Source organism: Nocardia sp. NBC_00565 (genome assembly GCF_036345915.1).
GTDB lineage: Bacteria > Actinomycetota > Actinomycetes > Mycobacteriales > Mycobacteriaceae > Nocardia.
The window spans coordinates 2404536-2429177 of the sequence record NZ_CP107785.1 but is presented as its reverse complement, the minus strand read 5'-3'; the positions used below and the strand labels follow the sequence as shown (position 1 = coordinate 2429177).

General features: G+C 66.5%; 22 protein-coding genes. 9 read left to right on the top strand and 13 right to left on the bottom strand.

What is annotated here, in order from left to right:
- The first annotated feature begins 145 nt into the window (after positions 1-145).
- Together OG874_RS11670 and OG874_RS11665 are read left to right on the top strand one after the other, a co-directional pair.
- Positions 146-1318 (top strand): acyl-CoA dehydrogenase family protein, encoded by a 1173-nt coding sequence (locus OG874_RS11670; RefSeq protein WP_330255138.1) that lies wholly within the window; start codon positions 146-148, stop codon positions 1316-1318.
- A 5-nt stretch (positions 1319-1323) separates the two neighbouring features.
- Complete coding sequence (locus OG874_RS11665) at positions 1324-2763, top strand: MFS transporter (RefSeq protein ID WP_330255137.1); 1440 nt, start codon at positions 1324-1326, stop codon at positions 2761-2763.
- 11 nt (positions 2764-2774) lie between these two features.
- Here OG874_RS11665 and OG874_RS11660 read toward each other — a convergent pair whose 3' ends face one another.
- The 4 genes from OG874_RS11660 to OG874_RS11645 are packed head-to-tail and all read right to left on the bottom strand — an operon-like array spanning position 2775 to position 7389.
- Positions 2775-3923 (bottom strand): acetyl-CoA hydrolase/transferase C-terminal domain-containing protein, encoded by a 1149-nt coding sequence (locus tag OG874_RS11660; RefSeq protein WP_330257264.1) that lies wholly within the window; start codon positions 3921-3923, stop codon positions 2775-2777.
- Between the two features lie 29 nt (positions 3924-3952).
- Positions 3953-5077: an acyl-CoA dehydrogenase family protein gene (locus OG874_RS11655; RefSeq protein WP_330255136.1), complete on the bottom strand. Its 1125-nt coding sequence runs from the start codon at positions 5075-5077 to the stop codon at positions 3953-3955.
- Positions 5078-5080: 3 nt separating this feature from the next.
- Positions 5081-6223: an acyl-CoA dehydrogenase family protein gene (locus OG874_RS11650; RefSeq protein ID WP_330255135.1), complete on the bottom strand. Its 1143-nt coding sequence runs from the start codon at positions 6221-6223 to the stop codon at positions 5081-5083.
- Positions 6224-6279: 56 nt separating this feature from the next.
- The gene (locus OG874_RS11645; protein WP_330255134.1) at positions 6280-7389 is read right to left on the bottom strand and encodes an acyl-CoA dehydrogenase family protein; all 1110 of its coding nucleotides are present in this window, start codon (positions 7387-7389) and stop codon (positions 6280-6282) included.
- 279 nt (positions 7390-7668) lie between these two features.
- On the opposite strand from OG874_RS11645, the gene OG874_RS11640 reads away from it, so the two are divergent.
- The 4 genes from OG874_RS11640 to OG874_RS11625 are packed head-to-tail and all read left to right on the top strand — an operon-like array spanning position 7669 to position 11542.
- On the top strand, positions 7669-10143 hold the full coding sequence (locus tag OG874_RS11640; protein ID WP_330255133.1) for a sensor histidine kinase: 2475 nt from the start codon (positions 7669-7671) through the stop codon (positions 10141-10143).
- Between the two features lie 10 nt (positions 10144-10153).
- Complete coding sequence (locus OG874_RS11635) at positions 10154-10579, top strand: roadblock/LC7 domain-containing protein (protein WP_330255132.1); 426 nt, start codon at positions 10154-10156, stop codon at positions 10577-10579.
- Positions 10576-10953, top strand: coding sequence for a DUF742 domain-containing protein (locus OG874_RS11630; RefSeq protein WP_330255131.1), 378 nt, complete (start codon positions 10576-10578; stop codon positions 10951-10953). Before OG874_RS11635 ends, OG874_RS11630 begins: the two co-directional genes overlap by 4 nt.
- Before the next feature lie 7 nt (positions 10954-10960).
- A complete protein-coding gene (locus OG874_RS11625) occupies positions 10961-11542 on the top strand; it encodes a GTP-binding protein (RefSeq protein WP_330255130.1) in 582 nt (193 codons plus the stop codon).
- A 191-nt stretch (positions 11543-11733) separates the two neighbouring features.
- Here the strand turns inward: OG874_RS11625 and OG874_RS11620 are convergent, their stop codons facing one another.
- The 3 genes from OG874_RS11620 to OG874_RS11610 all read right to left on the bottom strand — a co-directional run bounded on the left by OG874_RS11620 (position 11734) and on the right by OG874_RS11610 (position 13933).
- A complete protein-coding gene (locus tag OG874_RS11620; RefSeq protein ID WP_330255129.1) occupies positions 11734-12648 on the bottom strand; it encodes an SDR family NAD(P)-dependent oxidoreductase in 915 nt (304 codons plus the stop codon).
- A gap of 299 nt (positions 12649-12947) precedes the next feature.
- A complete protein-coding gene (locus tag OG874_RS11615) occupies positions 12948-13289 on the bottom strand; it encodes a nuclear transport factor 2 family protein (RefSeq protein WP_330255128.1) in 342 nt (113 codons plus the stop codon).
- The gene (locus OG874_RS11610) at positions 13286-13933 is read right to left on the bottom strand and encodes a TetR/AcrR family transcriptional regulator (protein ID WP_330255127.1); all 648 of its coding nucleotides are present in this window, start codon (positions 13931-13933) and stop codon (positions 13286-13288) included. The genes OG874_RS11615 and OG874_RS11610 overlap by 4 nt, the downstream gene beginning before the upstream one ends.
- 77 nt (positions 13934-14010) lie before the next feature.
- Between OG874_RS11610 and OG874_RS11605 the strand changes: the two genes are divergently transcribed.
- A complete protein-coding gene (locus OG874_RS11605) occupies positions 14011-15243 on the top strand; it encodes an FAD-dependent oxidoreductase (RefSeq protein WP_330255126.1) in 1233 nt (410 codons plus the stop codon).
- A gap of 145 nt (positions 15244-15388) precedes the next feature.
- On the opposite strand, the gene OG874_RS11600 is transcribed toward OG874_RS11605, so the two are convergent.
- The 3 genes from OG874_RS11600 to OG874_RS11590 are packed head-to-tail and all read right to left on the bottom strand — an operon-like array spanning position 15389 to position 18504.
- Positions 15389-16702 (bottom strand): acyl-CoA dehydrogenase family protein, encoded by a 1314-nt coding sequence (locus OG874_RS11600; protein WP_330255125.1) that lies wholly within the window; start codon positions 16700-16702, stop codon positions 15389-15391.
- A gap of 13 nt (positions 16703-16715) precedes the next feature.
- Positions 16716-17477 carry an SDR family NAD(P)-dependent oxidoreductase gene (locus tag OG874_RS11595; RefSeq protein WP_330255124.1) on the bottom strand — a complete coding sequence of 254 codons (762 nt, stop codon included), beginning with the start codon at positions 17475-17477 and terminating at the stop codon, positions 16716-16718.
- Between the two features lies 1 nt (position 17478).
- Complete coding sequence (locus tag OG874_RS11590) at positions 17479-18504, bottom strand: phosphotransferase family protein (protein WP_330255123.1); 1026 nt, start codon at positions 18502-18504, stop codon at positions 17479-17481.
- 371 nt (positions 18505-18875) lie between these two features.
- On the opposite strand from OG874_RS11590, the gene tnpB reads away from it, so the two are divergent.
- Positions 18876-20291 carry an IS607 family element RNA-guided endonuclease TnpB gene (gene tnpB / locus OG874_RS11585; protein ID WP_330255122.1) on the top strand — a complete coding sequence of 472 codons (1416 nt, stop codon included), beginning with the start codon at positions 18876-18878 and terminating at the stop codon, positions 20289-20291.
- On the opposite strand, the gene OG874_RS11580 is transcribed toward tnpB, so the two are convergent.
- The 3 genes from OG874_RS11580 to OG874_RS11570 all read right to left on the bottom strand — a co-directional run bounded on the left by OG874_RS11580 (position 20277) and on the right by OG874_RS11570 (position 23141).
- A complete protein-coding gene (locus OG874_RS11580) occupies positions 20277-20903 on the bottom strand; it encodes a TetR/AcrR family transcriptional regulator (RefSeq protein ID WP_330255121.1) in 627 nt (208 codons plus the stop codon). The two genes, tnpB and OG874_RS11580, sit on opposite strands and share 15 nt — an antisense overlap.
- 199 nt (positions 20904-21102) lie before the next feature.
- Positions 21103-22245, bottom strand: a complete 1143-nt coding sequence (locus OG874_RS11575) for a thiolase family protein (protein ID WP_330255120.1) — start codon at positions 22243-22245, stop codon at positions 21103-21105.
- Positions 22246-22283: 38 nt separating this feature from the next.
- Positions 22284-23141, bottom strand: a complete 858-nt coding sequence (locus tag OG874_RS11570; RefSeq protein ID WP_330255119.1) for an SDR family oxidoreductase — start codon at positions 23139-23141, stop codon at positions 22284-22286.
- 624 nt (positions 23142-23765) lie between these two features.
- Here OG874_RS11570 and OG874_RS11565 point away from each other — a divergent pair.
- The gene (locus tag OG874_RS11565; RefSeq protein WP_330255118.1) at positions 23766-24614 is read left to right on the top strand and encodes an alpha/beta hydrolase; all 849 of its coding nucleotides are present in this window, start codon (positions 23766-23768) and stop codon (positions 24612-24614) included.
- The last annotated feature ends 28 nt before the right edge of the window (positions 24615-24642 follow it).

Below are 24642 nucleotides of genomic sequence, written 5' to 3'. Positions count from 1 at the left end.
AGTCGATTGCCGGACGCACCCACGGCACCCGCAAGCGTTCCCGCCCGCCGCGCCACTGACTGCGGGCGACGTCATCTTATAGTAGAAACAGTTAGCTAAATATGCTAATTTTTCTCGAGCGCCCAATTGCTCTGGAGGGACCCCCATGCCTGATATTTCCGCACTGTCCGACTGCACGCCGCTGACCGAACAGCAACGCGATCTGCAGCTGATGGTGCGCGAATTCGCTGCCGAGCGAGTGGCTCCGCTGGTGGCGGGCGCGAACGCCGAGGAGCGGTTCCCCCGCGAAATCCTCACCGAGATGGGCAAACTCGGCCTGCTCGGCGGCATGGTCCCCGAGGAGCACGGCGGCATGGGCCTCGATCACCTGACCTACTCGGTGGTCATCGAGGAAATGGCGCGGGTGGACCATATCGCGGCGGTCTATATGAGCATGCCGTCGAGCCTGGTCGGCGCGGGATTACGCCACCATGGCACGCCGGAACAGAAAGAGCGCTGGCTGCGGCCCCTCGCGCAGGGGGAAATGTTCGCGGCGGGCGGCGTCACCGAACCGCGGTCCGGCAGCGATGTCGCGGGGATCAGCACGACCTACCGCGCCGACGGCGACGAGTTCGTCATCTCCGGCGCGAAGGCGTGGATCTCCAATCTGGACAACGCCGACTTCATCATCACCTTCGCGACTCGGGATAAATCGTTGGGGCGCAAGGGAATCAGCGCCTTCATCGTCCCGGTGGGCACGCCGGGCCTGACACTGCGCCCCTACAAGGACAAACTCGGATTCCGCTCCATCTCGACCGGCGATGTATTCCTCGACGCCGTACGGGTACCGGCCGACCATCTCCTCGGCGAAGAGGGCAAGGGCTTCGCGGTCGCGATGGCGGCGGTGGAGAGCGGGCGGCTCGCCGTCGCCTCGCGCGCGGTCGGTCAAGCACACTCCGCTCTGGAAGACAGTCTCGCCTACGCCAAGGACCGGGTGGTATTCGGTCAGGCGATCGCCGAATTCCAGCTCATCAAGGCGAAGTTCGCCGATATGGCCACCGGAGTGGTCACCGCGCGGCTGCTGACGCACGCGGCCGCCCGACTGATGGACACCGGCGATCGGGCCCGGCCACAGCTGTCCATGGCCAAGCAGTACGCCAGCGATGTGTTGCAGCGCGTGGCCACCGAGGCGGTGCAGGTGCACGGTGCGTACGGCACCTCGCCGGAGTATCGGGTTTCGCGAATCTATCGCGACGCCAAGGTATTCCAGTTGGTCGAAGGGGCCAATGAGATCCACCGCCTGCTCATCGCGGACTACTTGCTCGGCAACCGGACGTAGCCGGTATGGCTCTCGCCGCACCCGACCGCGATACCGTCGATATCGAATCGATCCGTCGTGCACGCGGTGTGACCCCGGTGCTCGCCGGGGTCGGCATGACGGTCGCGGTGATGCAGACGCTGATGGTTCCGCTGCTGCCGCAGCTGCCGTCGCTGCTGCACACCTCCAGATCCGCCGCGACATGGGTGATCACCGTGACCTTGCTGGCCGCGGCCGCGTCGACCCCGGTGCTCGGCCGGCTCGGCGACATGTACGGCAAGCGGCGGGTACTGCTGGCCTCGGTGGCCATGCTGATCGCCGGATCCCTGCTGTGCGGCTTCGCGTCGTCGCTGGTACCGATGCTCATCGGGCGGGGGCTACAAGGCTGTTCGATCGGCACGATCGCGCTGGGCATCAGCATCATGCGGGACGAACTTCCGCCGCAGCGGCTCGGTTCGAGCGTGGGGTTGATGAGCTCATCGCTGGGGGTCGGGGGCGCGTTCGGGATTCCGGCCGCCGCCGTGGTTGCCGAGCATTTCGATTGGCACACCTTGTTTTTCGGCGCGGCGGCACTCGGCGCGCTCGGGTTCGTCATGGTCGTGCTCGTGGTGCCCGAATCGCCGGTCCGGTCCGGCGGGCGATTCGACGTAGCCGGCGCGCTCGGGCTCTCGACCGGTCTGGTCTTTCTGCTGCTCGCAATCTCCAAGGGCGCCGACTGGGGCTGGGGCAGCGGACTCACGCTCGGGCTCTTCGCCGCCGCCGTGGTGGTGCTCGTACTGTGGGGTGCTGTCGAACTGCGGGTCGCCGAGCCGCTGGTCAACCTCCGCACGAGCGCACGTCGTCAGGTGCTGCTGACCAATCTGACATCCGTTATGGTCGGGTTCGCGCTGTATGCCACTCAACTGGTGCCCATTCAACTGCTGCGACTGCCGGTCGAGACCGGTTACGGGCTGGGGCAATCGATGCTCGCCGCCGGGTTGTGCATCGCCCCGACCGGACTGTTCATGATGGCGGCGTCGCAGCTGGGCGCCCGGCTGATCGAGCGCAGCGGTCCGAAAATGGCTCTGCTGACCGGCATCTCGGTACTGGGCGCGGCCTACCTGGTCGGCCTGGTCGCTCTTTACGAACCCTGGCAGCTGGCGCTCTTCTCGGCATTGGCGGGAACCGGCGTCGGTCTGGCCTACGCCGCCATGCCGACGTTGATCATCGACGCCGTGCCCGCGAGCGAAACCGCGGCCGCCAACGGCCTCAACGCGTTGATGCGCTCGGTCGGTACCGCGTCGTCGGCGGCCGTGGTCGGTATGGTGCTCGCGCACATGACAACTGGTCTCGGAGCGGCCGCCGTCCCCACCCTGACCGGATTTCGCGTGTCACTGCTCATCGCGGGCGGGGCATGCGCGCTGGCGCTGCTGATCGGGGCGTTCATTCCCGGTGGACGTGCGGAACAAGACCGGAAGCGGCAGTAGCACACCAACATTCAGGCGTGTACTGCCGGTGAATTCCGTGGTAGGTCGGGATTTCGGCCCCAGAGCTCGGCCAGCGCGGCCCGGCGCTCCGGCCGCGACAGCCCCCGCAGGTCCGCGGCCCCGAATTCGGTGACCACCACGTCCACATCGTGCGCGGGGGTGCTCACCGGACGGGCCAGCGTAGGCACCAGGGTGGCCCGACCGCCGTGTGTGGTGGCGACGGCGATGATGCTGAGCCCACCGATCGATCTGGCTCCCGCGGCCGCGTAGTCGGCGTGGCCGCCGATCCCGCCGAGCACCGTCGAGGCCGTGCCCTCGACGTTCACCTGCCCCTCCGGATCGATCTCGATCGCGGTGTTCACGGCGAAGAACGGCACCGCGGACAGTCGCCCGAGATCATGGGTGTACTCGACGGGATGCAGCAGCGGCCGCCCATCCGCCCAGGCGTAAAGGCGGGGACCGCCCGCCAGGTAGGTACCTACCGGGTTCCCTTGCAGCAGACCACGTTCGGCGAGGTCGACGACCGGCTCCGGCAGCATCCCGGAATCGATGCACACCGGCACCATCAGCTCGGCGATCAGCGCCGTGGCCACCGGGCCCGGCCCGACCTGCAACCGTGCCCCTTCCGGGATCAACGACGCGAGGGTCCGCGCGATCACGGCATGCTCGGGCCCCGGCCGATACGGCGGCAAAGCCAGTGGCGGCTCGGCACTCTCACCGATGACAACCACCCGATCCGGTGGCAGGGGTGCGCCCGCATCACAGCGCGGCGCCCGATGCGCGATCACCCCGGCGACCCTCGCCCCGGCGTCGACCGCGGCCCGCTGCCAGGAAACCTCACTGCCGAAGCGGAATCCGGTATCAGTGCGAACCACACTGGCGACCAAAAGGTCCGGCCGCCACGGTCCGTGCAACAGCGCGGGCACGGCGGACAACCTGACCGGTGGGTACTCGACGACGCCGGCGCTCACGCCGGCGCGCAACCCCCATCCGGGCATTAGCGTACGCACCTGCGCGAACGCGGAATAGTCCAGCGCGGGATCAGCTTTCGGCATCCACCCCAGGATCAGGCGCACCCCGCCTGCCGCCGCGGCCGCCGCGCTCAACTCGGCGAAGACGCCGCGCGGGGCGCCGAAGCCATCGCCGACGGCCACCGTCATACCGGGCCGGAGGAGCCGGGCGAGCGTGGTCACCGGGGCAGCCCCAGAACCCGCTCGGCCAGAATATTGCGCTGGATCTCGCTGGTGCCACCGAGGATGGTCTGGGCCCGGCCGACCAGCATGCGCCGCACCAACTGCTCGTCGGCGACCAGTGCGTCCACCCCGAGTGCGGCGGTGGCCAGGTCACCGAGGTCGCGGTAGATCTCCGAGCTGACCAGCTTCAGCACCGAGAACGCGGGCGAACTCAGTTCGGTGTCACCGCTGAGCGCGCGCAGCCAGGTCGCGCGCAACAGCCAGATCCGCGTCCACAATCGAATGATGCTGTCGCGCAACAGCGGATCGAGCAGATCCCGCTGCCGCGCGGCGTCCGCGACCGAGCGCAAGGCCTCGAACATTCCGACGGCTTGGGCACCGAGCGACAGCCGCTCCTGCCCCAGCGTCGCGGTCGCGACCGGCCAGCCCTGCCCGACCGCACCGAGTACCGCGTCCCGGGGTAACCGCACCGCGTCGAAGAACACCTCGTTGAACTTGCTCTCCCCGTCGAGTTGGCGTAGCGGCCGCACGGTGATCCCGGGCAAGGACATGTCCACGACGAATGCGGTCAGGCCCTGGTAACGCTCTTCGCCGGTGCGCGCGATCAGCAATCCGTAGTCCGCGACCGCAGCCGCGGACGTCCACACCTTCTGACCTTCGATCGTCCAGCCGTCGTCATCCTGGCGGGCCTTGGTACGCAGCGACGCCAGGTCGGACCCGGCCTCCGGCTCCGAAAAGAGCTGACACCACAGGTGATCGCCGCTACGGATACCGGGCAGGAAGCGTTGCTGCTGCGCCTCGGTACCGAATCGCATGATCACCGGTCCGGCCAGATCCGGTCCGACGATGTTGAGTTGGCGCGGCACCCCGGCCCGGGTGGTTTCTTCGGCGAAGATCGCCTGCTCGAGCACCGAGGCGTCACGGCCACCGCGCTCGACGGGCCAATGCAGGCACGCGTATCCCGCGGCCGCGAGCATGCGGTGCCACTGCCTGCCCGCGGGTACATCGGCCGCCTCGGGGGTACCGCCGTAGTCGCGCAGCCCATCCGGTCGCGGCGCGGCGGACAGCCACGCACGCACCTCGGCCCGGAATTCCGTGCCGGACTCCTCCGACGACGCCATCTCCTAGAACCCCATCCCGCGGCCGACGAGATCCTTCATGATCTCGGTGGTCCCGCCGTAAAGCCGCTGCACTCGGGAGTCCCGCCACAGACGCGCGATCTCATATTCGTTCATATAGCCGTAGCCCCCGTGCAGTTGCAGGCAGCGATCCAAGATCTCCCACTGCACCTCGGTGGTCCACCACTTCAGACCCGCCGCCTCCTGCGCCGTCAGCTCACCAGCATTGGCCGCCATGATGCACTGATCGAGATAGATCTGCGCGACATCGAGTTTGGTCTTCATCTCGGCCAGGAAATGCCGGTTGACCTGGAAGTTTCCCACGGGCTGACCGAAAGCCTTACGTTCACCGGCGTATTCGGTGGTGAGGTCGAACGCGCGCCGCGCCATCGCCACCGCGTAGGTGGCGATGCCGAGCCGCTCGGCGGGCAGATTGTGCATCAGATGGTAGAAGCCGCGGTTCTCCTCCCCCACCAGGTTCTCCACCGGGACGCGCACGTCGTCGAAGAACAGCTCGGCGGTGTCGGCGGACCATTGCCCGATCTTGTCCAGCTTGCGCCCCCGCCGGAATCCCGGCGTCGTGGTCTCCACCGCGATCAAGCTGACACCCTTGTGGCCGGCGCTCAGGTCCGTCTTCGCCGCCACCAGCACCAGATCCGACAGCAGCCCGTTGCTGATGAAGGTCTTCGAGCCGTTGATCACATAGTGGTCGCCGTCGCGCCGCGCGGTGGTCTTGATCCCCGCGACATCCGAACCGGCTCCCGGCTCGGACATCGCGATCGACGTGACGATGTCGCCGCTGGTGAATCCGGGCAGCCAGCGCTTCTTCTGATCCTCGGTGGTCAATCCGACGAGATAGGAGGCAAGAATGTCGTTCTGTACGCCGAGCCCGATGCCGACGGAGCCACTGGCGAACATCTCCTCGCTGACGATGGTGTTGAACCGGTAGTCGCGGATGCCGAGGCCGCCGTATTCCTCCGGGGCCTCCCAGCCCAGCAGCCCGGCCGCGCCCGCCTTGCGCCACGCCTCCCGGCTGACCTTGCCCGCGCGTTCCCATTCCTCGGTGTGCGGGGCGCATTCCCGTTCGAAGAAGGCGCGAGCCGTCGCCCGGAACTGATCATGATCCTCGGTGAAGATGCTGCGGCGCATCGACCAACCTCCGTCGCTTTCGGTGTATAGATTGCAATAATCCGACTATTCGGATGTCATACCGGCAGTTCGCCGCGCAGTGCGAGTAGTTCACGGTGATACCCCGGCGCGCCGAGTAGAACTTCGCCGCTACGCGCGCGCTTGTAGTACAGGTGCGCGGGATGCTCCCAGGTGAACCCGATGCCGCCGTGAATCTGAATGGTTTCGGTCGCGCAGCGCACAAAGCCCTCCGAACACACCGCTTTGGCCAGACTGGCCAGCACCGGAACGTCCGGCTGCCCAACCGCGGCGGCGGCCGCGGCCGCCATCGACGCGGAACGCGCCAGTTCGACAGTCACGAGCATGTCCGCGCACTTGTGTTTGATCGCCTGGAACGAGCCGATGGGGCGGCCGAACTGCGACCGCGACTTCGCGTATTCGACCGACATATCCAGACACCGTGCCGCGCCGCCGACTTGCTCACCGGCCAGATAAATCGCCGCCACATCGAAGGCCCGCCGCAACACCGCCCAGCCGCCACCCGGTGCACCGATCGGCCGGGCCGGTGCCCCGGCAAAGGTCACCGACGCTTGCGGCCGGGTGGGGTCGAGGACATCCAGCGGGTCGCGGTCCACTCCCGGGGCATCGGCCTCGACCAGGAACAGGCTCACCCCGGCTTCGGTGCGAGCCGCGACGACGAGAATGTCCGCGGCACATCCGTGCACCACGTAGCGTTTCTGCCCGGTGAGTTGCCAGCCACCATCGGTTCTCGTTGCCGCAAGGTGTATTTCGGACTCGTCCCAGCGGCCGCCCTTTTCGAGGAAGGCGAACGCGCCGACTGTCGCACCGGAAGCGATTCCGGGTAGGTAGTCGGCGCACACCGCGCGATCACCGGCCTCCAGCAGGATGGTGGCCACCAAGCCGACGCTCGCGAAGAACGGCGAGCTCAGCAGCACCGCGCCCATTTCCTCGAACACCACCGCCAATTCGACCGGCCCGTACCCGGCGCCGCCGAATTCCTCGGGAACGGCCAGGCCGTGCAGACCGACCTGCTGGGCCATCAGGGTCCACAGTTCCCGGTCGTAGTCCGCGACCACATCGGGCTCGGGCACCGAGCCCCGAGGCGCACGCTCGGCAAGCAGCTCACGCACGGTCTTGCCTAGGTACATCTGCTCCTCGGTCAGCACCTCGTATCAGCCCCTTCAAATAGGTGTATCAGTTAGATGATTTAGAAGCATACGAGATGGCGGGCTCGAACGGAACTCCGACGTGGCAGCCTGTGTGGTTACCCCGATCGGGGCGACCCGCATCCGAAGCCGGGGTGCCGACGGCTCGCTAAGGGGTGGGATACGGGGTGGGATATCACCGACCCGCCCGAATACCCGGCACGGATCCGAACCCAATACCATAATTATATAACTGAATTATAGCTTCCCCTGGTCCGGAACTCTGCTATGTTCTGTCGAGTGTTCAAGGCTGTCAACAGTATTCGTACACGTATCCTGGCGATTGCCCTCGTTCCGAGCATCGTCCTACTAACGATCGGCATTGGCGTCGCGGGATACCTCGCCATCGATGGGCGCTCCATCAAGAACTGGTCCACCGAAATCCAACGCCAGAACGCACCGGGCATGGATTTCGCTGTCGCGGTGCAACAAGAGCGCCGCATGACACTCATGAAACTTGCCGGTGACCGGGAGAGTTCGAGCGCACTGACGCAGCAGCGGCGCTCCGTCGACGATTCGATGCAGGCGATAGCCAGAGCCGCGGCCGCGTTCAGTGGTCTGGATTCCGACGTCATCCGAGATCAGGCCGCGGCGTTCGGACAGCTCACCGCGCAGCTCGCGATAGTGCGCACCGGGGTGGACTCCGGAACTCAGACGATCCAGGACGTCTACGCGTTCTACAACCGGGTGATCGACGTTGTGGCATCCGGCATGGCGGCGGTCACCCACAAGGCACCGGATCCGGCGACCGCGCTCGAAGACACCGTGGCAGGCCGGATGTTCCTGGCCGCGGAGGCGATGTCGCGCGGCAACGCATTTGCCGCCGCGTTATTGAGCGGCGGCAAACTCACACCCGAGCAGTTATGGGAGTTCAGCCACCAGATCGGCTATTACCACACCGAACTCGTCAATCTCGGACCTCTTCTGAGCGAACCCGAGCAGCTCGACCTGCGCCAACTCACCGCCGGTCCGATATGGCAGCGCCTGGTAGCGGTCGAGAATTCCATCCTCACCTACGGAGCCACCGCACCCGCCGAGGATTCCGGTACGACAACCCGCACAACCGCTGGTAACGGCCGCACCGCTCAGACCACCACCGACAGCGTGCGATCGGTGAACAACCTGCCCGAGTTACCGGTGTCCATGCCCGAATGGCAGGACGCCACCACCCGCGTCGGCGAGGATCTGCTGAACCTATGGCAGTCCCACCAGCGATACACCCAGCAGATCGCCACGGATACGGGTACACAGGTCGCGCGCAACTCGATGCTCGCCGGTGCGGCGGTGCTGCTGGTGGCGATCGGGGCATTCCTTATCGCGCTGCGGTTGTCGAGCCGGGTGATCCGGCGATTGAAGCGGTTGCGGGCGGAAACGCTGGCACTGGCCGACGAGCAGTTGCCCGCGGTCATGGATCGGTTGAGTAGCGGTGAACCGGTCGATCTGGATACCGAGGTGTCGCGTCTGCAGTTCGGTGACGACGAGGTCGGTCAGGTCGCGGACGCGTTCAACCGTGCCCAGCTCGCGGCCGTGTCGGCGGCGGCGACCGAGGCCAAGACCCGTGCGGGTGTCAACGCGGTCTTCCTCAATATCGCGCATCGAAGCCAGTTGATGATGCACCGGCAGCTGGACATCCTGTACAAAGCCGAATATGAGCTCGAAGACCCGGAGCTGCTGAATACGCTCTACCAACTCGACCACCTGGCCACCCGTGAACGCCGCAATGCCGAGAACTTGATCATCCTGGGCGGTGCGCAGCCGCGGCGGCGCTGGCGCAACCCCGTGCCGCTACTCGAGCTGGTCCGCAGCGCGGTCGCGGAGACCCAGGACTACACCCGAGTCCGTACCGCCCGCGTGCCCGATATCCGGGTCATCGGCACCGTCGTCGCCGACTTGATCCACCTGTTGTCCGAGCTGGTGGACAATGCGACCTCGTTCTCACCGCCGGATTCCCGCGTCGAGGTATCCGGCAACATCGTCGGCCGGGGCGCGGTCGTCGAGATCGTCGACCAAGGCCTGGGCATATCGGGGGCGCAACTCGACCAGATCAACGAAACCCTCCGTAATCCCCCGGATTTCGCTCTGGCCACGTTGACCAGCGACTCGCGGCTCGGCATGTTCGTGGTCGCCCGGCTGGCCACTCGCCACGATATCGCGGTGCGGCTGGCCGAATCCGACTACGGCGGTATTCGCGCCATCGTCCTCATCCCGTCGGCCCTGCTCTCGAACGAGACCGGTCCCGGTCCGGACACGACCGACACCACCGATACCAGGCCGCCACGGCGCCGGAGATCGTTCACCGCGACCTGGCCGACGCCGGACAACAGCGCCGCGCCATCGTTCGGCAACGAGCAGCCACCGACACCTGATCCGGTGACGCAGCGGCCGAGACCGTGGTCCCACCACGACGCACCGGCAATCGACGCCGGACCCGATGAGCGAACAAACCACCAGAGCCTGACGACACCGACGGCCCACCCCAAACAGCAACAAACCCCCAGCGACGGTCGCCCGCCGCTTCCGCACCGCCGCCGCCAGGAGAATCTGGCTCCCCACCTAGCCGATCCGCCTGCGCCACCGCGGCCCGAATCCAGCAGCCAGGCTCCGGCACGCCCCGCCGAACAGGCCCGAGACCTGTTCTCCGCCATCGAGATCGGCACCCGGCAAGGCCGCCTGGCCCAGCCCGAACCCCGGCCGACGACAGACCCCGACGAATGAGAAGGTCACAGTGAAGTCTTCGAACGCAGATAATCTCGACTGGCTACTCGATGACCTCGTCGAGCGTCTGCCCGGTGTGCGCTACGCCGTAGTGCTGTCCACCGATGGCATGCTGCTCAGCCGCTCTAGCGATCTATCGCGGGACCGGGCCGAGCACTTCTGCGCGCTGTCCTCGGCGTTACAGGGCCTGGCCCGCAGCGCCGGAAGCCATTTCGACGCCGGCGGCGTACGGCAGAGCGTGATCGAACTCGATCGCGGCTTTCTGTTCGTGACCGCCGCCGGCGACAACGCCTGCCTGGCGTTGCTGACAGCGGAGACCGCCAACATGGGCATGGTCGCCTACGAGATGAACCAAACCGTCCAGCGCGTCGGAACATTCCTGGCCGCCGCCGCACGCCCCGAATCCGCCGCGCATGCCGATCAGCGGGTGCCATGACCGACTCCGGCGAACTCTGGTTCGAAGACGACGCCGGACCATTGGTCCGGCCGTTCGCGGTGGCTCGTGGACGCACCCGCGACACCCGGTACGAACTCGACATGATCACCCTTGTCGTCGCGCTGCAGCCTGATGCCGGACTCCTGCGGACCGAACCCGAATACGCACAGATCACGCGCCTGTGCGAATTCCCGCAGTCCGTCGCGGAGGTGGCCGCGCAGATTTACCTGCCCATCGCACTGACAAAGGTCTTGATCAGCGATTTGATCGATGACGGCCACCTCAGCTTCCGGTCACCGTCGCAGGCGCAACGCTCCGATTTCGACGACATCAACCTACTTCGGACGGTACTGCATGGCATCCGGAACCTTTGACTCGACGATGAATTCACCGCTGGCCATCACCGCGGTCAAGCTGCTCGTCGCGGGCGGATTCGGCGTCGGCAAGACCACCATGATATCCGCGATCAGCGAGGTCGCGCCGCTGCGCACCGAAGAGTTGCTGAGCGAATTGAGTAACGGAGTCGACGATCTGGCCGGCGTCGAAGCCAAGACGACCACCACCGTCGCCTTGGATTTCGGTCGCATCACCATCAGCGACGACCTGGTCCTCTATCTGTTCGGCACCCCGGGGCAGGAACGATTCTGGTTCCTCTGGGATGAGCTGGCCCGCGGCGCCCTCGGCGCTGTCGTCCTCGCCGACACCCGGCGCCTCGATGCCTCCTTCGCCGCCGTCGACTACTTCGAACGACGCGCAATCCCGTTCATCGTCGCGGTCAACTGTTTCGACAACGCCCCGATCTACGACATCGAAGAGATCCGGGTCGCCCTCGAAATCGACAGCCGGGTGCCGGTACTTCTCTGCGATGCCCGCGACCGCGACTCCACCAAAGACGTACTTCTCACCCTGGCCGAACACGTTCTCGCACAAGCGGAATCCGCGGGCCGCGGCACCCGAACCTAACACCCGCGATGCATCTCGGTCCGCCGGGTTTCGTTGCCGGAAGACGCCATGTCAGCCCCGACCGATGTCGATCGGCCGACCGCACCGCGTCAACGGAACCTGTTGACGCGGTGCGGCTTTCATCGGACGAACTTCTCATCGGGCAAATGGGCCGTTGGCAGTTGCCGCACTCCTGACGACCGCGCCCGCGTTCAACTACCGGCGCGCACTCCGGGCGCCCGAGTGCGGAAGAACTCGGTCGCGGTGACCGCGCCCAGGGTCGTCGCGTCCCAGTACTTACGTCCGTTGAATGTCTTGACCAACGGCTCCCACCCCTGCATCAGCGCCAGGTACTCGCCGGTCACCCGCAACACCTGGCCGCTGATATGCCCGGACTGCGGAGCCGCCAGCCAGGCAACCACCGGCGCGGCCAGTGCGGGATCGAGCGGATCGAAAGCACCATCGGCGCGCTCGTCGGACTCGACGACCGCGCCCTGGCCGACCACCCCGCTGGCCAAACGAGTCGCCGCGACCGGGCTGATGGCGTTGACCGTGACCCCGATGCTCGCCAACTCCAGGCTCAACGTCTGTGTCAGCGCGGCGATCGCCGCCTTGGCGGGACTGTAGTTCGACTGCCCGAAGTTGCCCTGTAGGCCCGCGCCGGAGGTGGTGTTGATGATCCGTCCGTACACCGGCGCACCACTTGCCTTCGCATCGGCTCGCCACCTGGTGGCCGCGGCGCGGCTGACCAGCCAGCTACCCCGCAGGTGCACGCGCACCACCAGATCGAAGTCCTCGACGCTCATATTCCAGATCGCCCGGTCACGCACGATGCCGGCGTTGTTGACCACGATGTCGAGCCGCCCGAACTCGTCGAAGGCCCGCGCCACCATGGCCTCGGCCTGCGCCTCGTCACCGACGTCGCCGTAGTCGGCGATCGCCGTCGCACCACGTTCCCGGATGATGTCGACGACGCGATCGGCATCGCGGCCGTTGCCTTCTCCCGACACCGAGGAACCCAGGTCATTGACGACCACCGTCGCACCGTGACCGGCGAGCTCGAGGGCATGCGCACGACCGATACCGTGGCCCGCGCCGGTGACCAGCGCGACCTTTCCCTTCAGCAAAGTCCTACTCCTATGAGATGGCTGGTACGGGAAATGCCGCCACGCGGACACCCAACCGGCGCCGCCGGTTCCAGCTCGCCGTCCGGCACGGCCGACCCAGCCGCACCTCGTTCTAGATCAGTTAATAGAGTGCAATAAGTAAGCTAATAAGGCAACCCGCAGCCCGCCGGAGCCGAGCCCGCCGGGAGGTGCCGACACCGGCTTCTGGCAGGGCCGGAAAGCACTGTGCGCCCCACCTGGACCGGTGGGGCGCACAGAGATTCGACAATCGGTTATCCAGGTCGACGGCCGACGCTGGCTCAGGCAGGAATAGAGCCAGCGTTCCAGTAGTCGCGGTTGGCGCAGATGCGACCGTCACGCAATGATCCGACGGAGACCCCACGCAACCCGGCCGGCCGCATGATCCACTCGACGGCGAACGAGTCCTCGTCGATCTGGCTCGTCACGATCTCGTACTCGGCACCGGGCGCCTTGCGCAACGCGCCCTCGACGAAGGCCCGCGCCTCGGCCGCCCCGCGCGCGATATGACCGCTCGGCACGTCCTCGAGCACGACATCCTCGCTCAACCACTCCAGGACCGCGTCGAGGTCCCCCTTGTTCCACGCCGCGAAGTAACCCGAGATATCGGTTGCACCAGTCATTCATTTCTCCTAATCATCGAATGTTTCGGAAGTCGGGCCGATACCGGTCCGGCTTCCGACGGCGTTTCGAGCAACCGCCGCACGGCCCGCTCGAGCACCGAGCCGTCCGCCATGCCCGACGCGTCCACGCCCGCGGCGGCCAACGCCGGGTGGGTCGTACCCGCCTCGCCGAGCCCGCGAGTGGCCAGCCAGCCGGTGAAGAGTAGGTAGGTGGCCGTGAACATTTCGACGGCCACCGGTTCGTCCAGTCCGGCGCTGCCGAGAATCGACAGGGCCGTGCGCGTCAGCCGGGCGGCGGCCGCGGAATCACGCGAAGCGGTGAGCACCCGCATCCCGGTTCCGGGATACCGCAGGAACGTCCGGTCCATGCTCCGCACCAGAGCGACATACTGATCCGCCCAATGCGCGTCGGGGTCGATACGGATCTCGATCCTGGCGGCGACGGCCTCGATCACGCGGTCTGCCAGGTCCTCCCCGCCGCGCAGGTGATAGTGCACCGCCGGTGGCGTCACGCCGAGTTCATCGGCGACCGCGCGCACGGTCAGCCGATCCAAACCGGACCGCTCCACCAGACACAACGCGGCGTCGAGCACGTCTTCGGCAGACAACGGCGTCGGCTGTGTGCCACCGCGCTGACGCGCCATCGGTCACCTCCCTTCAATGGATTCGCTGCACCCGCGATCCCATTATGTCATAGTAAATGAGATTCGAGGAGGACAGAATGCGTTGCGATGTAGCAATAGTCGGTGGCGGAGTGGGTGGATGCGCCCTCGCGACGCGGCTGGCCACTGCCGGTCTGGACGTGATCGTGCTGGAACGCGAATCCGCCTATCGAGACCAGGTCCGCGGTGAGGCACTGGTGCCGTGGGGGTTCCAGGAGGCCGCCGAATTGGGCCTCGCCGACGTCGTACTCGGCGCGGACGGCGCCTCGGTGATCACCCGCATGACGCCCTACGACGAGACGCTCGAGATAACTCGGGCGCGCCGCGCGGCGCTGGACCTGACCGACGCGGTCCCCGGCGCGCCCGGCGTCGTCGGCGTCGGGCACCCCGAGCTCCGGGAGGCACTGGCCACGGCCGCGACCAAGGCCGGAGCCTTGGTTCTCCGCGGCGTCGGCCGCTCGGCCATCGAACCTGGCGCGACTCCATCGGTCAGCTACGAAGTCGACAACGAAAAGCACAGCCTCACTTGCCGACTGGTGGTCGGCGCGGACGGTAAGAACTCCGCGACCCGGACCGCGGCGCAGATTCCGTTCTGGGTCACCAGCCCCCGGGTGCTGCTGTCGGGCATGCTGGTCGACGACGGTGGCGCTTGGGATCGCGAAGAGACGACGATCGGGGTCAGCGGGCGCAACCAGTACATCGTGATCCCCCGTGCCAACGGGTATATCCGGCTCTACGTCGGCCGACGCACCACCGACACCGAACGGATCAACGGCCCACAGCGCGTTTCCCAGTTTCTGGAGGCCTACCGCACGCAAGCACTGCCTTGCGGCGACGCACTCGCGAATGCCACCCCTGCCGGACCGTGCGCAACCTTCCCGCTGACCGATGCCTGGACCGACACGCCGGTCGTCCCCGGTATCGCCCTGATCGGTGACGCGGCCGGATGGAGCAATCCGATTGGCGCCCAAGGGCTCAGCATCGCCCTACGTGATGCCCGGCTGCTCGGCGAGGCCCTTCTCGACGCACACACCTGGACTCCGGATACGTTGCGCGGCTACACCGAGGAACGCAACACCCGCATGTCCCGGCTGCGTTTCGCCACCGCACTCACCGACCTACTGGCCGCCTTCGGGCTGCCCGATCGCGCGGCCAAGCGCCGGCGAATGCTCGCGTTGATGGCCGAACGTCCGGAATTGGGCGCCGCACTCGCAGGTATCCATTCGGGACCGTGGACGCCACCGAACGACGCCTTCTCCCCCGACATCCTGACCACCCTCGCCCTGGCGTAGCGAGTCGGCCGATCCGCGACGGATCGTTTCACGTACGCCCCGGCCGCCTCTGGAACACCCGGAAACCAAAGACGAATCCGCCTGCCTGGCAGGCGGATTCGACGGTGCGGACCTGACGGCAGGGACTACGCCCCGATCCAGTCGATCACCATGGCGGACCATCCGGCGTCGAAGGGACAGACGCGACCAGGTCACCGTACTTCGCGCGGGCGGCCGCCAGCCGACGGCCGAGGAACTCGGTCGGCCACATCGGGTCGTCCGCCGGGTAGTCCGCCAGCAGCCTGCGAGCCAGATTCACCTTGTGCGCCTCGGTCGGGCCGTCGGCCAGGCCGAGCGCCACCCCCGTCATGAGCATGTCCACCAACGGGAGCTGGTCGGTGGCTCCGAGACCGCCGTGCACCTGGATCGCCCGCAACACGATGGATTGAATCACCTTGGGTGTGAGCACTTTCAATGCGGCGATCTCGGTGCGGGCCGCCGCTTCGCCCTGGGTGTCGATCAGCCAGGCCGCGTGCAGTACCGCCAACCGGAAGGGCATCAGCTCGATGTAGGAATCGGCGATGAAGCCCTGCACGAACTGTTTGTCCGCCAGCGAACTACCTTGCGTGAATCGGCTTTTCGCGCGCTCGGCCATCATATCGATCGCCCGCTGGGCGACTCCGATCGAGCGCATCGCGTGATGCAGCCTGCCGCCGGCCAGGCGTGACTGCGCGACCTCGAATCCGTGCCCCGGTTCGCCGAGCATCGCGTCGGCGGGTACCCGGACATTCTCGTACCGCACCAGCGAGTGGCCCGGTTCGTGGCGGTGGGCGCCGAACAGGTGGTGGCTCTCCTCGATGACGACACCTGGAGTCTCCCTCGGCACCAGGAAGGTCGACGCGCCCCTGTGCACCGGCACGTCCGGATCGGTGACGGCCACAACGATGAGAAACGACGCGACGGACGCATTCGACGACCAGTACTTGCGGCCGTTGATCACCCAGTCGTCACCCTCGCGCACCCCCTTGGTGGTGAACACCCGGGGATCGGCGCCCCCCTGTGGCTCGGTCATCGAAAAGCACGAGAAGATTTCACCGGATAGCAGCGGTGCCAGGTAGCGATCTTTCTGGGCCGGGGTGCCGAACCGCGCCAGGATCTCGGCGTTGCCGGTGTCGGGCGCCTGGGTGCCGAAGACGATCGGCCCCCAGTCGGTGCGACCGAGAATCTCGTTGAGCAGAGTCAGTTTCACCGCTCCGTAGCCCTGCCCGCCGAGGTCGGGACCCAGGTGTGCGGCCCACAGCCCTTCGTCGCGAACGCGCTGTTTGAGCGGGTCGACAATCCGGCGCCGTTCGTCGTCCAGTGGCAGGTATTCGCACCCGGGAAACAGCACGTCGAGCGGTTCGATCTCGTCCCGCACGAACGCGCGGACCCAGTCGAGCTTCTTGTCGAATTCTTCGTCAGTGGAGAAATCCCACGCCATGATGTGTTGCTCCTCAGGGGATTCCGCCGTCGACCCGCAGGGTCGCGGCGCTGGTGTAACTGGATGCGTCCGAGATCAGGTAGAGCGCGGCCCCGATGACCTCGGCCGGTTGGCCGACCCGCTGCAGCGCATGCCTGCGCACCGCCGCTGTCGTCGACTCGGCGTGCCAGTGCTTACTGACATCGGTGTAGAACGGGCCTGCCATCAGGGTGTTGACGCGCACGTGCGGGCCGAGGGCCTGCGCGAGTCCTTCGGTCAACGCGTTGAGGCCCGCCTTGGCCGCGGCATAGGGAATGATCGCGGCGTCCGGACGGATCGACCCCGTCGAGCTGACGTTCACGATCGAGCCGCGGCCCGTGGCCACCATGCGCTCACCGATCAGCGCCGAGAGGCGGAACGGCCCTTTCAGATTCAGACCGAGCACGGCGTCGAACAGTTTCTCGGTGACCGCGCCCAGCGAGTCGTACAACGGCGACATGCCCGCGTTGTTGATCAGCGCGTCCACCTTGCCGAATCGCTCATATGCGGCATCGACCAGTCCGTCCAGCTCGTCCCAGCGCCCGATGTGCACGCCATAGGGCAGCGCGGCCCGGCCGGTGGCCGCCGTGATCTCCGCCGCGACGGCCACGCACGACTCGTAGTCGCGGCTGGCGATCACCACGTCCGCCCCGCAGGCCGCCGCGGCGAAGGCCATCTCGCGCCCGAGGCCGCGGCTGCCTCCGGTGACCAGGACTACCCGGTCGGTGAGATCGAAAAGCGTATCGGCATAACCCATTTCAGGAACCTCCAGGAAGTGATCGAGCCAGGTCCGCAGCCGTGGCCAGCAGTTGGAGCACCAGCGGCCCGAACATCTCGACCTTCGGATCCACCGCCTCACCGCGCACCAGCGCCGCGTAACTCTTCTCCAGCACGACCGCGAGCTTCCAGTTCGCCAGCACGAGGTAGTAGTCGATGTCCGCGGTGGACCGGCCGCTCACCTGCTCGTAGTGCGCCAGCAGCTCGCTGCGTCCCGGCATTCCCGAGACATCGATATAGAACCCGTCTTGCCGCGGTTGCTCGCCATCCCAGCCGAGTAACGCCCACGCGAGGTCCAGCAGCGGATCGCCGACGGTGGTCATCTCCCAGTCGATGATCGCGGCCAGCCGCGCCGGGGTTCCGTGGTGGTACATCACGTTGGCGAATTGGTAGTCACCGTGCATGATCCCGGGCTCGTAGCCGGCGGGCCAATGGCGGCGCAACCAGTCGGCGGCCGCGTCCAGCCCCGGCAGCTCGCGGAACCGGTACGGACTCAGGAACGCGAGCCACCGGTCCACCTGCCGGTCGTGGAACTGCTCCGGGCGCCCGAAACCGTCCAGACCGCGAGCTCGCCAATCGACCCGGGCCAGTCGCGCGATACCGTCTACCAGCGCGAAGGCGAGCTCCCGGCGCCGCTGCGGATCGCGGTCGAACGGTGTCGGCCACGTCGCCGCCGGGCTCCACCCGTCGATCTCCCGCATGAGGTAGAACGGCATGCCGAGTACCTCGCCCGCGGCGTCACCGGCAATCAGTTCCGCGTGCGGGACGTCGGTTCCCTTCAGGGCGCCGAGCAGCCGCAGCTCGCGGTGCAGCCCGGACACCCTGGCGGCGTCGGCGCCGCGCGGCGGCATTCGCAGCACGGCACGCTCGCCCGCACGCGAGACCGTATACAACTCGTTCTGCGACCCACCGGTCAGCCGCTCGACTACCGGAGCTGCACCATCTCCCGGCACACCGATGCCGTCGAGCCAGCGGCCGAGCCGAGCGATATCGAGCGCGGCGATCATGGCCGACCCGCCCAACAACAGTGGGCCAGTCGCGCCCGGACTCCTCGGGATAGGACAGATCTGAACAACATGCTGGGAGAATAGCATTCTCTGGGTAGAGGTCAAGTTTCTCTACGCAGAGAATCCAGGGGACTACCGACTCCCCCCGCAAGCTGGGCCGCAGCACGGCGATGGGGCCACCTCGCGCGTCACCGCCGAATTTCAACACTTCCGACAGGGTGTTCAACTGCCGGGTGGTTTGTGGCATTTTGTGTGGTTGTGTGGTGTGGGTGTCATCTCACGCCGGTGGTGTGACCCCTTTGCGGTGAAGTGTGGGGCGTGTCGGTTGTGTGGTGTTGTGGTGTCGCTTCCGGATGTTTAACCTCGAACAGATGAGCGAACCGATGGGGTTGGGTGAGGTTCCCGCTGTCGAGGCGGCGCGGGTGATCCAGGCGTACAAGTTCGCGCTCGACCCGACACCAGCACAGGAACATCAATTCCGATCCTCTTGCGGGGCGCAACGTTTCGCCTACAACTGGGCGCTGGATCGCGTGCGGGCGAACATCGGCCAGCGATCCGCGGAAGCCTCTTACGGGCTGACCGGTGACGAACTCACCCCGCCCGTGTCCTGGTCGGCGTTCAGCCTCCGCAAAGACTGGAACGCCGCGAAAGACACTGTCGCGCCGTGGTGGTTCGAGAACTCGAAGGAAACGTACTCGTCCGGTATTTCGAATCTCACTACCGCGCTGAAGAATTGGGCCGACTCCCGCACAGGGAAACGTGCCGGGCCGAAGGTCGGCTTTCCGCGCTGTAAGACGAAACGGTCCCGCCTCACGGTCCGCTTCACGACCGGCGCGTTCGGGCTCACCCACGACAGGCGACATGTACGCCTGCCACGTATCGGGGCCGTCCGCACCCACGAATCAACCCGGAAGCTGGCCCGGCACACCGAGCGCGGCACCGCCCGGATCCGATCCGCCACGGTCTCTTACGCGGGTGGGCGTTGGTTCGTTTCGTTCTCGGTAGAGGTTGAACGCACGCAACCGACACCGAGTCGGCCCAATGATGTGGTCGGTGTCGATGTCGGGGTGAAAGCCCTCGCTGTCCTGTCCACCGGTGAGGTCATCGCCAACCCGAAGCACCTGGACCGGGCGCAGCGGGAGTTGCGGCGACTTCAGCGGCGAGCCGCACGCCGTCGCGGACCGGACCGGCGGACCGGGGTGAAGTCCTCGAAGCGGTGGCGTGACAGCCAGACCCGTATTACCCGGCTGCACGCGCGGGTAGCCAATGCCCGCGCCGACGGCCTCCACAAGCTCACCACCCGCCTCACCACCGAATACGGGACCGTCGTGGCTGAGGACCTGAACATCGCGGGGATGATGAAGAACCGACGCCTCGCCCGGGGAATCGCTGACGCCGGGTTCGGGGAGCTGCGGCGGCAACTGGAGTACAAGACCGACTGGGGCGGTGGGCGGCTGGTTGTGGCCGACCGCTGGTATCCGAGCTCGAAAACGTGTTCAGACTGTGGTGCGACGAAAACCAAATTGCGCCTGTCCGAACGCACCTACTACTGCGACCAGTGCGGTCTCGTGCTGGATCGTGACTTGAACGCTGCCCGCAATCTCGCGGGTTTGGTGGCGTCCACGGCGAGTTGCGTCGGGACGGTAAACACGCCCGCTGGAAATCCGCATAAGACCCGGCCTCGCCGGGCGACGGGTACCGCCACGGGACGACCCGCACCCCACGGTGCGGGCCAACCCTGCCGGAGTAATCCGGCAGGTCACGGAACAGAACTACACGTTTCGTGAACGGGCCACATCCAGACCGCGCAGACAGAACGACACAAAATGATTGATGTCGGCGACGTCCGGCTTGACGTTCCGCGCCAGACATCGCCGCATGAGGCCGAGTACGGCGATGAAGACGGCATCGGTATCCCGCTCGGGATCGGCGCAGCCGAGCGCGGCAACCGATCCCGACAGCCTGTCGCGCAGCGGACGGGCGATTTCCGCGTCGGCGATCCCACGGTCGGTGATCGCGGCCAGCTGCACCGTGACGGCTCTGCTCGCGCGGATGAGATCGGGATCGGCCACCTGAGCCAACATCCCTTCGATCCAGACCGCCACCCGGCGGGCCGGTTCGTCTACCTGCGACATCCGATGGTCCAGGTAGGTGGCCACCAGACCGACGCCGCGCTCCATGACCGCGAGGATCAGGTCGTCTTTGCCCGAGAAGTAGCGATAGAACGCCTTATTGGACGAACCTGCCGCGGCGATGATGTCGCTCACCCGAGGGGGCGCGGGCGCGTCCCGCTCCATCACCTCGACCGCCGCCGCGAGGATCGCCTCGACCTCGTCGACGGCCTCTTGACGACGCGCGGCCAACGCCCGCCCGACGGCCGCATCTGTCCGCGAATTCATGCTTCTCCCTGGGAGTATCGAAGTCTCTGTCGGGAGAATCATAGTCTCGGACCCCATTCGGTCGGCTCCACCCGACAGACACGACAGAGCCCGGCACGATGAAGAAGGCAATCGTGCAGGGCTCTGTTCGGGCACGATTCGACGTCACCTCGGCGTAGCGAGGAGTCGAACGGCTCAGCATTCTTAAAGTCAGCGACGTCTACAACAGTTCCAAAATCGTCGCGTTGGCCTGACCGCCGCCCTCACACATGGTTTGCAGTCCATAGCGAATGCCGTTGTCGCGCATGTGATGTACCAGCGTCGTCATCAGCCGGGCACCGCTACCGCCGAGCGGATGACCGAGCGCGATCGCGCCGCCATTGACGTTGAGGGTCTTGGCGTCCGCACCGGTCTCGGACAACCACGCCAGCGGCACCGACGCGAAGGCCTCATTGACCTCGAACGCGCCGATCTCCTCGATCCGCAGCCCGCTCTTGGCCAACGCTTTCGCTGTCGCAGGGATCGGCGCGGTCAGCATGATCACCGGGTCGTCGCCGGCCACAACTGCGGTGTGCACCCGCGCGATCGGGCGCAGGCCGAGTTCGGCGGCCTTCGCACTGGTGGTGATCAGCAGTGCCGCGGAGCCGTCGCTGATCTGCGAGCTGTTGCCCGCCGTGATCACGCCGTCGGCCTGGAACGCGGACCTGATGGCGGCCATCGATTCCGGCGTGCCACCACGGCGGATGCCCTCGTCGGCGGAGATCGTGGTCCCGTCGACCTCGATCGGCACGATCTGTCCTTCGAAGTGGCCCGCGTCCTGCGCCTGCGCGGCCTTCTCGTGCGAGGCCAGGCTGAACTCGTCCAATTGAGCGCGCGACAAACCCCACCGTTGCGCGATCATCTCGGCGCCGACACCCTGGTTCGGGACGACCCCCTGGTAGCGCTCCCGGAAGCCTTCACCGAACGGCCAGGCGTCCCCCGACGACGAGCCCATCGGCACCCGACTCATCGACTCGACACCACCGGCGACCACGAGATCGTACTGACCGCTGATCACCCCGGCGGCAGCGAAATGCACTGCCTGCTGCGAGGATCCGCACTGACGGTCCACCGCCGTGCCGGGCACGCTCTCCGGCCAGCCCGCGCCGAGCACGACGTTGCGCGCGATGTCCAGCGACTGCTCGCCGACCTGGCCGACACAGCCCCAGATCACGTCATCGACCAGCACCGGATCGACACCTGCCCGCTCCACCAAAGAATTGAGCACGGAGGCGGACAGATCCACCGGATGAATCCCCGACAGTCCACCGTTGCGCTTGCCGATGGGGCTGCGTACCGCCTCCACAATGACCGCGTCTCGCACGACTACTCCTTTTAGTCAATTGATCGAGTTATCTGGATCTATACGGTGCCGGTCGGCGCGGGCAGCAGGCCATCGATCCAAAAGTCCAGCTCGAGGTCCTCCTCACGCGCGGCCAGTCGATAGTCCGACAGATCGGTAATGCCCTCGGCGACAAGGACTTCGTCGTCGATGAAGAAGTTGCCGGTGACCTCGCGGCTCGGCTTGACCAGGATCGTGTGGGCCGCGTCGGCCATGATCGCCGGCTTGCGGCTGCGCTGCTCCACATCCCCACCCAGGATGTTGCGGATCGCGGCGGTCGCCACGGCGGTGCGCGGCCACAGCGAATTCGCCGCGATACCGTCCTTCTTCAGTTCCGCGGCCAGCCCCACCGTCACCAGGCTCATCGAGTACTTGGCGATGCTGTAGGCCAGATGCCCGGACTCGAACCATTTCGGCTCGAGCCGGATCGGCGGGGACAGGGTGAGAATGTGCGGGTTGGCCGCTTTCCGCAGCGCCGGAATCGCCAACTTGGACAGCAGGAACGAGCCACGCGCGTTGATGTCCTGCATCAGGTCGTAGCGCTTCATCTCGACCGCGTCGGTCGGCGTCAGATCAATCGCGCTGGCGTTGTTCACCACGATGTCGATCCCGCCGAACTGTTCCACCGTCGCGGCCACGGCCGCGGCGACAGTGTCGTCGTCACGGACGTCACAGACGATCGGCAGGGCCTTGCCGCCGGCGGCCTCGATCGCCGCCGCCGCGGTGTAGATGGTCCCGGGCAACTTCGGATGCGGTTGCGTGGTCTTGGCCAGCAGGGCGATGTTCGCCCCGTCGCGCGCGGCCCGCAGCGCGATGGCTTCACCGATTCCCCGGCTGCCCCCCGACATGATCAATGTCTTACCCGCCAAAGTCGCCACCGACGACTCCTTCCACTCAGGTCACAACAGGATAATTAGCTATATTATTGTATGATCTAGCTGCCGCCGATCCGAAACCGGCCGATCCGTTCGATCACCGCGGCTATCCAGGCGCCATCGCGAACGACGCTTGCCCGCCGCGCGGTGCCGGTGCACCGGCACCGCTGTCCGCGATGAACTGAGCGAGCCCTCCCAACAGCCGCATGATTCGCGCGGACGCCCACGAGCCGCGCCGCCGGTGAACTCCCCTACTACCCGCCGTGCCGTTGCCACCGCACCGGATGACGGGCGCTGCGTACTCGACCGATCGCAGTACAGCGAGGACCCACGGGTGCGGCGGGATTTAAATAGGCCAATTAGGCATCTCATTTATCTCTTCCCTGCTAGCCTCCCCGACTGAGTAGATTACTGAGAGGACGGACAACGATGTTTCCTCGCCGAATGGGGTACTGGTCGGCCATCATCACCGCGATGGCTTTCGCTGGGATTCCCGTGCCAGCGACTGGAGCCCCGCCCGCGGGCCCGCAATGCACGGAAGTCTCGATTCCGGTGGCGTTGACACCGGGCGGTGAGAAATCCTCATCCATCGCCGGAACATATTGTCTGCCAGCCAATCCTGAATCGGTGTTGCAGATCCTGGTCCCCGGTGCGACCTACGACCGCTCGTACTGGGACTTCCCTGGATTCGACGGCCGCTATTCGTATACGGCGCACGCGGCACGGGCCGGCCAGGCGACGCTCGCGATCGATCCCATCGGAGTCGGCAAGAGCTCGATGCCGGTCGGCTGGCAGGTCTCCGCGCCCTCCGCGGCACAGGCCGTGCACGAGGCCATCCAAGCCGTCCGCAACGGCGGCCTCGGCCGCACGTGGTCGAAGGTGGCGCTGGTGGGTCACTCGTTCGGGTCATTGACCGCCATGCTGGAGGCAGGCACGTATCACGACGTGGACGGACTGTTGATCAGCGGCGCTTCGCACGCCCCTGGCCCCGGCGGTATCGCGGTGATCGTCGGCGCGGCGCGACCGGCCTTGGATGATCCCACGACCGCTGATTCGGTGCCGACGGGCGACATCAGCTATCTCAGCGTTCCCGGCGCCCGCGAACGTGCCTTCCACGCCCCGGGCGACTCCGATCCGCAGGTCGTCGCCGCCGATGAGGCGACGCGCGTCGCGGGGACGATCGGCATACTCGCGACAATCCCGGTGTTTATTCCGACTACCTTCGATATCGCCGTACCGGTGCTCATCGCGAACGGCACCGCGGACAAGGTCTTCTGTGGACAAGGCGGGGGCGGTTCACTGACCGACTGCTCCAGCGCGGATGCCCTGTACGGCTCCGAACGCCCGTTCTTCCCCAAGGCGGCACTGGCGACCTATGTCCTACCCGGAGCAGGCCATTCGATGAACCTTGCCCTCAATGGCAGCGAATTCTTCGGATATGCCGCGAGTTGGGTGCACAGCATGGCCGGATCCTGATGCCGTTCAGCTTCTCGTCGAACCACTG